The organism is Roseovarius sp. A46, assembly GCF_004126395.1.
In the GTDB taxonomy this organism is placed as follows: Bacteria; Pseudomonadota; Alphaproteobacteria; order Rhodobacterales; family Rhodobacteraceae; genus Roseovarius; species Roseovarius nitratireducens.
This window is the reverse complement of record NZ_PVWS01000054.1, coordinates 1-9,303: the sequence shown is the minus strand read 5'-3', so window position 1 is coordinate 9,303 and position 9,303 is coordinate 1. Positions and strand designations below refer to the sequence as shown.

The 9,303-nt window shown below is 54.7% G+C and carries 3 protein-coding genes and 1 pseudogene; 2 read left to right on the top strand and 2 right to left on the bottom strand.

Features of this window, described 5'->3' with window-relative positions:
• Positions 1-433: 433 nt before the first annotated feature.
• Positions 434-5,179: a DUF4214 domain-containing protein gene (locus C6W92_RS16980; RefSeq protein ID WP_129435271.1), complete on the top strand. Its 4,746-nt coding sequence runs from the start codon at positions 434-436 to the stop codon at positions 5,177-5,179.
• Positions 5,180-5,427: 248 nt separating this feature from the next.
• Positions 5,428-6,360 carry an IS5 family transposase gene (locus C6W92_RS16975; RefSeq protein WP_129435269.1) on the top strand — a complete coding sequence of 311 codons (933 nt, stop codon included), beginning with the start codon at positions 5,428-5,430 and terminating at the stop codon, positions 6,358-6,360.
• 296 nt (positions 6,361-6,656) lie between these two features.
• Here the strand turns inward: C6W92_RS16975 and C6W92_RS16970 are convergent, their stop codons facing one another.
• Both C6W92_RS16970 and C6W92_RS16965 read right to left on the bottom strand, forming a co-directional pair.
• Entirely contained in the window at positions 6,657-8,447 is a 1,791-nt protein-coding gene (locus tag C6W92_RS16970) for a DUF4214 domain-containing protein (RefSeq protein WP_129435267.1), read from the bottom strand.
• A 155-nt stretch (positions 8,448-8,602) separates the two neighbouring features.
• Positions 8,603-8,953, bottom strand: a pseudogene (locus C6W92_RS16965) (transposase); the annotation flags it as partial.
• Positions 8,954-9,303 lie beyond the last annotated feature (350 nt).

Sequence of the window (9,303 nt, the reverse complement as noted above, 5' to 3'; positions counted from 1 at the left end):
TTCTCCATCAGATGCTTGGGCCCGGCTTCCAGCCGTGAGCCCGTACTTCCATCTTATCGGGGAACAGCCACCCTCCAAGTCCGACCGGTCGTTAGGGCGACTCACTCCCGCGATTACTCCATGTGCGAACGATGGAACGCGAACCGGTTTGAGGATCCTCGTGCGAGTGGTGGCCATCGGCGGGACGTTAACTTTTTGTTGACACTGAAGTCTAGCGACGGGCAAGGTAACAGAACTGATGACCCAGCTCACGTGAAAATTGCTTCGCGGTATGCTGCACATGATTGTTGACCTAGAAATTATCAACGTCGAAGCAAAAATAATTACGTAGTGCGAAAATTTTGCAGAGGGAAAGCTCTTTTCCAGAATATTCGGGACCGCCTGATCAAAGGGAAAATACGTTCTCGAAGTAGCTTCAGCGTGGTAGAATATCGTGTCGTACAATATTTATGTGCAGAACCTTTTTCAGACCACCGCGTCCGTCTCGGAAGGCGACACGGTCCGCTTCTGGATCCAGCGAACAGACGCATCAACATCTGAAACACTTTTGTTTTCAACACGACAAGGCACAGCGACCTACGGTGAGGGTGACTACGAAACAACCGGTGGCGGGGAGCCGCTCGATATCCCAGTCTTTTTCGGAGCGGGCACGGTTGTTCGTTCAATCGACATTGTAATAAACCAAGATACAAGCGAATCCGTCGGCCAATCGGAAGCTTTCGGCGCATTGCTGTATGCTGCAAACGGCAGTACGCAGCTTGCGTCCCTTCCAAATACCGCGGTTACCATTGTCGATGTTCCGCCACCACTTCCCAACCTCACCATAGCCGACGTGGATGTGGGTAGCCAGGACATCAGCGAGGGCGAGCTCGTTACTACGCCGTACTCGGCTGGTGACAATTTCAGCGTCACTGTCGATGTTGAGAACGATGGGCTAGGGGGTGCCAGTTCCAGTGTTCTGGGACTCTATCTCGTTCGTAACGGCACTGCACAACTCGTCAAGACGAACCCCACAGGCTCGCTGTCTGCAGGAGGTACGAATACAAACGAGACACTTTCTTTTGCGCTGCCGTCTGACCTTGCGGCCGGTCGGTATGAGCTCCTAATCAAGACTGACTACAATGACAGCGTCGATGAATCAAACATCGGCGACAACATTCAGAGCTTTTTCATTGATGTGGTTGCGAACCAGCCCTCGGAAGTTACGATCGAGGCTGTATCGAGCTACGCGGCGGGCACGGTTCTGACCGGGACCGATCTGATTTCGGTGACTGACCCGGATGGATCGTCGGACATCCAGAACATCCTGGTCTACGACGCCTCCGATGCGCCCGGCGCGGTCTGGCGCTTCAACGGGACGGTCATTGACCCGGAGGGTGCCGGCAACCAGTTCGAGCTGAACTACGACAACCTTGACCTGCTGACCTATACCGTCGGGACCGGCACCGACCAATTTTCATTCGAGGCGCGTGACTTCAGCGGCAACATCAGCAACGAGGCGCTGCATACCATCACGGCGATCGTCAATGACCCTCCCGTGATCACGATCGAGGCTGTATCGAGCTACGCGGCGGGCACGGTTCTGACCGGGACCGATCTGATTTCGGTGACTGACCCGGATGGATCGTCGGACATCCAGAACATCCTGGTCTACGACGCCTCCGATGCGCCCGGCGCGGTCTGGCGCTTCAACGGGACGGTCATTGACCCGGAGGGTGCCGGCAACCAGTTCGAGCTGAACTACGACAACCTTGACCTGCTGACCTATACCGTCGGGACCGGCACCGACCAATTTTCATTCGAGGCGCGTGACTTCAGCGGCAACATCAGCAACGAGGCGCTGCATACCATCACGGCAACTTCCGCGCCCAGTTCCGATGATGTCCGCGAGGGCACTGACACGACTGCGATCTTGAGCGAAGGCAGCTGGCGCACCGACACAATCGATGCGGAACCGATCGCCGGAGACGGGCCGGGGCTGCAGGGGCCGGACTCGGATGGCCAGGGCGGCTTCATCGACAAGGACTGGTATCGCGTGACGCTGGATGCGAATCGGTCCTATACGTTTGACGTGCAATCCCTTTCGCTGAGCACGGGGCTCGTATTCATCCGGCTGTATGACAGCGCTGGAAACGAGATCGGCGGATCAATAGAGGGAGAGGGAAGCGCGCCGAACTTTACCTATGGCACGTCGGGTCAGTCTGGCAGCCAGACCTTCTACCTAGCGGTCAGCGCAGGCGACACGAACGATAGTGATTTCCGGACCGCAACTGGAGATTTCCGGGTCAGGTTCACCGACGACGGGCCAGTCACGACGACCGATATCGCGGCCAATACATCGACAAATGCAGCGATCGCTGTCGGCGCTACGGTCTTCGGCGAGATTCAGCAGGACGACGTCAGCGGCGAGTACATCGATGCGGACTATTTCCGGGTCATTCTGACTGGTGGGCAACGCTACACATTCAGCGCCGACGCCGACGTGAATCTTGGCGACACTCTCGATGAGGCGTTCATTCGTCTGATAGACGCGCAAGGGAATACGCTGTCGCCGGAAATCCGGGATGAGGGCGGCGCGACCCCCGAGTTCGTCTTCGACGCTCCCGGAAGCGGACAGCAGACCTACTACCTCGCGATCAGCGCAGGCGGTGGCGGAGCCTGGTGGGACGATACCGGTGCCTATTCTGTCAGCCTTGCTGCGGAAGGGGCCGTCCCGCAACCGATCAACTCCCGACCTGTCGCCGAGGCGACCGACTACATCGGTGACCCGGACGAAGTGGTCCCGCTGACCGGTCTGTTCAGTTACAGCGACCCGGATGGGCTATCGGACATCGTCAGCTTCGCGGTCCAGGATCGCACGCGAGAGGGCGGATATCTCACCTATCTCGGTCAACCTACGGAACCGAACGTGGTCTACGTGCGCCCAATCGATCAAATCGACGACTGGGCGTTCGTCGTTGGCCCGCCGGGCACTGACAAAGTTGGCTTCAATGCCATTGACAGCGAGGACGACTTTAACACGAGCGTGGTCGCGTCCGTTTCGGGGTCACAAATGCAAGGGCCCTTGCCGCTCGATTCAGCCGACGAACTCTTTCATCAGCAAAATCTGAGTGTCTTGGCGGACTTTGCGGCAGCCGCGTATTTCGATCAGTGGAATATCTTAACTGAACTGGATGATGACTGGACGATCCTTTCGGAGCAGACGTTTTCTGTTCCGAGCCCATTCGGCAATCGCGAACTTATGACTGGCAACTATTTCATTAATGCCTTCGATCCAGAGAATATGGCCGAGCTTGTCGCCGATATCGTGGCAAGGCGCCTCCCCGCTATCGATGGCGTCGGCAGCGCGATTGTAGGAAGGTCGCCGGACGAAGAGTCCTTGGTAATCGCCTTCACCGGGACTGATCAGCTGATCGACTGGGTTCAAAATATTTCCATCGACAGCCATTTCGACCTCTTTGCACCGCTCTTCGATACACTCGACGTCACCGGGTTCTTGTCCGATCCGGAGCATACAATCTACGTGACAGGGCACAGTCTGGGCGCAGCGATGGCTCAGAAATTTGTCCAAGAATTCGGACCGCTCGGAAATGTGGTTGGCATTGGCTTTGCTAATCCGGGTCTGTATGATGCTCCGGTCAACCTTGATAACTTTGCGAGCATTCAGATATTAGGAGATCCAATTGATCTTCCAACGGTTCTTACTGATAGAGCAGGTGATGAGCATTACCTGGTTGATATCAACAATAACGCAGACTTCACCCGTGCCGAGCTGCATGACATAGAGCTTTATCAAGCAGCCGCAAGTTACCTGGATGGATTTTCAGAAAATATTTTCTTGAAAATCGCAGATGGTGAAGATAATCGAACGGATAAAGATGTTTCGATCGGGGCGACTCGTTTCATTTCAGAGCCTTTCGCAAGTACAATCTATCCTGATCGTATTGAGGCTTCGGCGGCCAAAAATGTTGAATGGGGGTTAGGCACTTCTCCAAGATTCTCAGTTTCGGTGGACACGAGTACCGCAGGGTCGACGCCACAGCTGCAACTTACCTCCTCGGACTTCACCGCAACTAACTGGAAGGTTGGCGCGTCTGGAAACCGTGTGGAGGTGCGAGATCAGTCCACTGGAGAAGTTCTCTTCTACGTAGATGACTTCACCAACGTGCAATTCTACTCCGGCAACGCACCGTTTAAAATGACGTTGGACCCGCTTGCAGGAACCGATATTGGGCCGAACACAGTATATTTCACAGGTGGCGTGTCTGACGATAACGTCGACGGCAGTGCAACCGATCGACGCATCGTCGCTACGGGCGGCGACGGCGATGATACCCTTATCGGGGGCTCCCCCGACGACCATTTCTCCGGCGACGGTGGCAACGATACACTTAACGGCGGTGGCGGTATCGATACAGCACTCTACTCAGGCAACCAGAGCAGTTACACCCTGACGCTCAGCCCTACCTCGACCACGTTTACTGATCGGCGTGCAGACGGCAACGGCACCGATACGCTCATCGACATGGAGTTCCTGGACTTCGATACCGAAATACCGGCACTCGGCGGAAACCCGTTGAACTTGGACATGTTTGGTGGGCCGACGGAACTCAGTGCTGACAAGTTCTCAGAACTGATTGAACTCTACATCGCCTATTTCAACCGAGCGCCTGATGCGATGGGTTTGAATTTCTGGGCAACTGCATACAGCAACGGGCAACCACTGGAGGAAATAGCCACCCTCTTTCTCGACCAAGACGAGACCAGAGCGCTTTATCCGGACGGGACATCCAACGCCGTGTTCTTGGAAGACGTCTACCAAAATGTCCTTGGCCGCGACTTGGACCAAGGAGGTTTCAATTTTTGGCTAAACCACTTGGATTCCGGTGCCCTTGGGCGAGACGAGTTCATCTTCACCTTTCTTGATGGAGCACAAGGGTCGGATGTCGGCTTTCTGGAGAACAAGGTAAAGATCGGCACATATTTCGCGGTTGCCAAAGGGATGTCCGATGGTGACAATGCTGCAGTCGTCATGGATTTATTTGACGGGACAGACGCGAGCATAAACACCGCTGTCGCAGCTATCGACAGCTACCATGCTGATGCACTGGACCCGACAGATGGCGAGTTCCTGATGCCGCTTGTGGGCGTGCTAGACGATCCGTTCGCCATTTCATAGCGCTTGACACGCTTATCAGAGCGTTGCCGATGGGATACAACTGGTGTTACCCGCGCGTCTTGATGGACAAGACCTTTCCTGACTCGCTGTAAGACCGCATGTCCGCATGGCGGCCTCATCAGCCGAGGAAACGCCGCGCGGCATGGACTTCCTGTTTTCCCTCAACCGCATCAACGTGGCTGGGCGTTGTTGCAGAACTCGTTCTTTGGAGGATTCACTTTGCGAATCCATGCGGTTACACGGGCTGCATGAGTAAGCCCCCTCCTGCCCGCTATCGCACGACGAACTGGTCCAACTACAACGCGTCGCTGCGCAAACGGGGGTCTCTGCTGATCGGGGTCGATAAGGACATGACCTGGCGCGCGCCGCGTGACGGCCGGCCCGGACGTCCGCCGGTCTTTTCCGATGCGGCCATCCAGTTCTGCCTGTCAATCAAAGTGCTGTTCAAGCTTCCCTTGCGCCAGACCGCCGGGATGGTGGCCAGCCTGCTGCGTCTTGCGGGACTGGACTGGCCGGTGCCGGACTTTTCCACCCTGTGTCGGAGGCAGAAGACCCTGGCGGTGCAGGTCCCGTATCGCCGCGCCGATGGGCCGCTGAACTTGTTGGTCGACAGCACTGGGATCAAGTTCCTCGGCGATGGCGAATGGCAGGCGCGCAAGCATGGCACGCAGGGCCGTCGTCAATGGCGCAAGGTGCATCTGGCCATGGATCCGGCCACGTCCGACATCCACGCCGTCGAATTCACCCCCAGTCGCGACGGCGACAGCCCCGTGCTGCCCGACCTGCTCGACCAGCTCCCCGAGGACGAACAGATCGGTACCGTGACCGCCGATGGCGCCTACGATACGCGCCGCTGCCACAAGGCCATCATCGAGCGTGACGCCGTTCCAATCATCCCGATCCGTAAGAACGGACGCTTGTGGAAAGAGAACTGCCCTGCGGCACGCGCCAGAAACGAGACCCTGCGCGCCACCCGATACTATGGCCGAGCCTTCTGGAAGCGCTGGACGAGCTATCACGCCCGCAGCCGAATCGAGGCAAAGATGCGCTGCCTGAAAGCCTTCGGCGAGCGTATCGCCGCGAGAGACCCCGACCGCCGGACCGCCGAAATCCACATCCGCATCGCCCTCATGAACCGCTTCTCCGCCCTCGGAACCGCCGAGATCGTCCGCGTGGCATGACGTCAGCGGGGCAAGGGGAACTCACGCCTCAGGCCTGAGTTTTGCAACAATGCCGAATGACTCCCTACATTCGATTAATATATAACGTCTATTAGTTGAGTGAATTGGAGATGTACCAGATATCGCAACGGCTCAGGAGCGGACACCAGAAGAAACGGCGCATAAGATACTGGCTCACTCGAAGGCTTCTAAAAGTTCTCTAGGGCCATTTCTCGACAGCGGCCATTCGTGTAACGTACAGCAAAAGCCGGTCGAGAGCCCAAAGCCACCCCCGGTTCTGATCAACTTGCCGTCGCTCAAGCCATGGCGAACGGGTCATCGAGCACCCCGACAAGGGGCATCAGGAACTCGCCATCTGTCGGGTCCAGTGCATCGGTGTAGAAGTTTTCGATGGCTGCTACGGCGTCGTCAATGCTCGCATCTGTACCATCAAATAAATCCATGACAACTGAAGCATTTTCACCATCTGACATCCCTTTGGTAACCGCGAAATACGTACCAATCTTTACCTTGTTCTCCAGAAAGCCGACATCTGACCCCTGTGCTCCATCAAGGAATTTGAAAATGAACTCATCTCGCCCAATGGCACCGGAATTCAGATCGTTCTCCCAAAAATCGAAACCTTCTTGGTCAAAGTCGCGACCCAAGACATTTTGGTAGACGTCTTCCAAGAACACAGCATTAGACGTCCCTTCTGGATATAGGGCTCTGGTCTCATCTTGGTCGAGAAAGAGAGTGGCAATTTCCTGTAGCGACTGCCCTTTGCTGTAGTTAGTTGCCCAGAAGTTCAGACCAAGTGCATCAGGTGCTCGGTTAAAATAGGCAATGTAGAGTTCAATTAATTCCGAGAACTTGTCAGCACCGAGTTCCGTAGGCCCGCCAAACATGTCCAAGTTCAGTGGGTTCCCGCCGAGTGCCGGTATCTCGGTATCGAAGTCCAAAAACTCCATGTCGTTGAGCGTATCGGTGCCGTTGCCGTCTGCACGCCGATCAGTAAACGTGGTCGAGGTAGGGCTGAGCGTCAGGGTGTAACTGCTCTGGTCGCCCGAGTAGACAGCCGTGTCAATGCCGGCACCACCTATTAGGTAATCATCGCCGTTTTCACCATGTAGTCTGTCATTAGCCCCACCTCCAAAAAGTGTATCATTACCCAGCCACCCGTAAAGCGTGTTTTCGGAACTGTCTCCATAAATTAAATCAGATTGTGTGCCACCATAAACATCTTCAATTCCAGAAAATGTATTTCCATAATTATCAAAGCCAGGCAGAAGGTCAATTTCTACAACAAAATCTTCTACATCCGACCCTCTAATAATGTAAATATCACGTCCAGGCCCACCAATAAAAGTATCCCCAGTGCCATCATCAAAACCCGCAACTAAAGCGTCATCACCTGAACCGCCGTCTAAGATATCCTTACCGTATCTTCCATCTAAAATGTCATCACCGGAAAACCCAAAGATGTGATCATTTTCAGGTGTTCCAATAATAGAATTATCTTCAGAGTTGCCGTTTATAATATTGAAATCTGGAAAGCCAGAATCATCTCTGTTTTCTTGCGTCGTAGGAGGAATTTCATCAAAATAGGTTAGTTGTGAAGTAAAAAACCCCAACTCGCTAGGGTCATTTACGGTTATTGAACTGACTTGGTTGAAGTCTGCTAAAGACCAGTCACTGGGAATAGAGGTGCCGGAGAACGTATTTGGCCCAGACGATTCTAATTGAAAGTCAACTTGAATTTGCCTAGAGCCAGAAAGCATTTGGGCAGTGATTCTTATAAAATCTCCAACACCTTGGGCTAAGCTGTCAAAGACAAGAAATGTCAAAAATCCATTAAAATTATCACCGTTAATTGTTAAGGAAGCCGATGCGTCCGTATAAGTTCCGCCAAATTGGGGGGCGAGATTGGAACTGTACGTAATGGACCCATCTACCGCTGGGTTGGAAGACTTGAAATAAACAGTGGGCATCAGTTTCTCCTTGGAATAGTGGTCATAATTTTCCCTTCCAAACAGTTTACCCGACATTCCCCAAGTGGCCTGCGGCATGACGGAAAGATCGCCGGACGAGACCGTACGGTCAAGCATTTCCTCTCTCCGGACCGCGCTTGGCCTGGCGCAGACGTCCGGTTGTGGGTGTTTCAGGCCAAGCGACGGGGTTATCCTGTGCCTTCTGAGGCGTTTTTCAGCGCGTCAGACAGACCTGTCGAGCCGATTTTGTTCAGTTTGGATCTGGATCGCGGTCACGCGCATGACGGAGGCGCTCGCAATCGGCGGATGGCGGCGAGTATGGCGCGCACCATCGGGCCGGTGACGGCCACCTCGGCCAACTGGAAGGTGATGGCGCGGGCGTGGCGCACGACACGGACCCCGATCTTGATCAGCTTGAGTTGCAGGCTGGTCAGTGACCAATCGGCCATGGCCTCGGGCAGCTCGATGCAGCGCAGGAAGGTGGCCAGGTTATAGGCCAGCGCGTGCAGTTGCAGCCCCACCTCGTTGTCGCGGAACCGCTTGCATGACAGCCGCGTCCAGCGGAAGGCGTATTTGCCTTCCTTTATGTGCTGCTCGGCGGTGCCGCGCTGATTATAGAACCGATGTATAGATACCGTACCGGGTAAGCCTCTGGATTTTCTTGTGCTTTCCCTTTAGCTTCAATCGCATCGACCCGCGTAGGCCGATATTCAGAGCAGTGAGTCGTTGTTGTCCGTCAAGTACGGCGGTTACTTCGAGGCCCTTGGGCACCTCTACTTTTTGGTTATGTACACCTTTGAATTTATTGTAATTTCTGACGAAGTCGTAAAACTGAACGACTACCGTCTTCTTTGGTTGCCGCCCATGATGCAAGAACCTTTTGACCTTGTCGGCGTGTGATCGAGTCGTCTAATCGCAGCCAGAATTGCAAGCATTTTCTTTGCACCTCCGGTCATTGGACGGCTGGAGGTCG